The sequence below is a fragment of the Mycobacterium kyorinense genome (assembly GCF_001672775.1).
Taxonomy (GTDB): domain Bacteria; phylum Actinomycetota; class Actinomycetes; order Mycobacteriales; family Mycobacteriaceae; genus Mycobacterium; species Mycobacterium kyorinense_A.
The window spans coordinates 1-2,616 of the sequence record NZ_LZKJ01000184.1; the positions used below are offsets into that span (position 1 = coordinate 1).

Genomic DNA, 2,616 nt, shown 5'->3' on the forward strand with positions numbered 1-2,616 from the left:
CTGCGCGATGCTGGCGTGGTAAAGCAGTCCTTGCTGCAGCGGGGTCAGCGGCAACACGTCGGCGACGCGGTAGTGGCGGCACAACTCGTCGATCTGCGGCTGGCTCAGCCGGGCCGGCAGGATGTCGGACGGGGTGAGCCCGCCCCCGCCGCGGCGGACATGCGCGCAGATGCCGGCCAGGGCGTCAAACCACAACCGGCTGACTCGGGTGATTGCGGTGCGATCCAGCGCCGAAGGCGCCCACGTCCACGTGGCATTCAGGTGCGGGCCGGTGTCGGTGTCGATCGTGACGGCGTTGAGTTCCACGGTGTGGCCCAGCGGCATATCCAGCGACCCCGCAGCACCGGTCAACGAGAGGCCCTCCTCGCTGAAACGCCAGACATCGCCGGATGCGTAAGCCGCCGGGGCACCCAGCCGTCCGAGGTAGTTGAAGCCGATCGCCGGGTCAGAACCGGCCAGGTCCACATCGGAGTTCAAATAGCGCAGTAGACCATAGGTTAGGCCGTCGGGCAGGGCCCGCAGCTGCTCCTTGGCCTGCTTGATCACCGTGCCCAAGGCTGCGTCGCCGGCCACCACCTGCACCCAGCGCAGCCCGCCGACGTGCACCGCCACCGGGTATTTGGTGGTGAACCAGCCGACTGTGCGGGACAGGTCGACATCGGCGGCCAGCTCCTCCTGGCGTCCGTGGCCCTCGACGTCGATACCGATCGGCGCGCCGCCGGTGCCCAAGAATTGCGCCCACGCCAACGCGAAGGCGATCAACAAGATGTCCTGCACTCCAGCGTGAAATGCCGCGGGTACCTCGCCGAGCAGCATGCGGGTGGTCTCGGCGTCCAGCAATTCCGTGAGATACCCCGCGCTCGCGAACGTATCCACGTCCGGCTTCACCGCGGGCAACGTCGTCGGGGTCGCCGCGACCTGACGCCACACCTCGGCATGCTGGACGACGTCGGGGTGGCGGGCGTGTTCAGCCAGCAGTGCTCCCCACCGGGCAAACGATGTTCCCGTTGCCGGCAGCATCACCTGTCCTCCACCGCGATGCTGGGCCCAGGCGATGTTGATGTCCTCCAACACAATTCGCCACGACACCCCGTCGATAGCCAGATGGTGAATGATCACCACCAGCTGGCCGGTCGAGGCGACCCATAACGCGCTGAGCATCACCCCGGCGGCCGGGTTCAACCGCGACCGGGCCCGCACCAAGGCTTCGTCGGACAATTCCTCCACCGAGAGCAGGCACCGGCCGGCGTCCACCGATCCCGGCTCGGGCACCGTCAGGGCCCACCCGCCGGCGCCGTCGTCCTCGGCGCGCAGCCGCAGCATCGCATGCCGATTCAGCAAGGCCTGCAACACAACCGCCGCGTCGGCCTCGGTCACTCCGGCCGGAGCCTGCAGCAGCACCGTCTGGTTGAACTCGTCGACCGGGCCGTCGACCTCGGCCAGCCACCGCATGATCGGGGTGGCCACCACCGGGCCGATACCTTCGTCGACGGGCACCTCGGTCCCGGTGGCCACCGTGGCCACCCGGGCCAGCCGGGCCACGGTCTGCTCGACGAAAATATCGCGCGGACGACACACCAGGTTCGCCGCGCGGGCCCACACCACCACCTGGATGGCCGAAATGCTGTCGCCCCCCAGGTCGAAGAACGAATCGTCGACCCCGACCCGCTCCAGCCCGAGGACTTGGGCATAGATGCCCGCCAGCGTCTCCTCGATCGCGCTGGCCGGGGCGCGGTAATGATCGACATCCTGATACTCCGGAGCGGGCAACGCGCGGGTATCCAGCTTGCCGTTGACCGTCAACGGCAGCGCCTCGATCGCCACCACTGCGGCCGGCACCATGTAGGCAGGCAACCGCTCGGCCAGCGCAGCACGCAATCCGGCCGGGTCGACGGCCCCGGTCACATAACCCACCAAGCGCTTATCGCCGGGACGGTCCTCGCGGGCCATCACCACCGCCTGCTCGACCCCGTCGAGCCCGGCCATAGCGGCCTGAACCTCGCCCAACTCGATGCGATATCCGCGGATCTTGACCTGCTCGTCAGCACGGCCCATGTATCGCAGCTGCCCGTCAGCGCCCCAGCACACCAAATCGCCGGTGCGATACATCCGCAGGCCCGGTGCTTCGGCACCGCCGAACGGGCACGCCACAAAGCGCGACCCGGTCAAATCCGACCGGCGCACATACCCATACGCCAGCCCGGCGCCGGCCACGTACAACTCGCCCACCACGCCGGTCGGCACCGGCCGCAGCCATCCGTCGAGCACGAAAAAGGCCAGATGCGCCAACGGTTTCCCGATCGGGCTGACGCTGTGCTCAACATCGTCAGCGACGATTTCCCGGAACGAGGCATGCACCGTGGTTTCGGTGATGCCGTACATGTTGATCAGCCGCGGTGCTCCCGGATGGTTGTCCAGCCACGAGCTAAGACGTTGCGGTTCCAGCGCTTCGCCGCCGAACACCACCGTCTTCAGTTCGAGTTGAGGACCCAGCTCCGGTGAGAGCGCATCGACGGTCTGCAGTGCATAAAACGCCGACGGTGTCTGGCTCAACACACTGACGCGTTCTTTGACCAACAGCGCGTAGAAGTCCTCGGGCGAGCGGACCACCGAATC

At 67.5% G+C, this 2,616-nt stretch carries 1 protein-coding gene; it reads right to left on the reverse strand.

Annotation, left to right across the window (positions count from 1 at the left end):
* A partial coding sequence (locus A5707_RS19830; RefSeq protein ID WP_156658176.1) for a condensation domain-containing protein occupies positions 1–2,616 on the reverse strand: 2,616 nt, incomplete at both ends.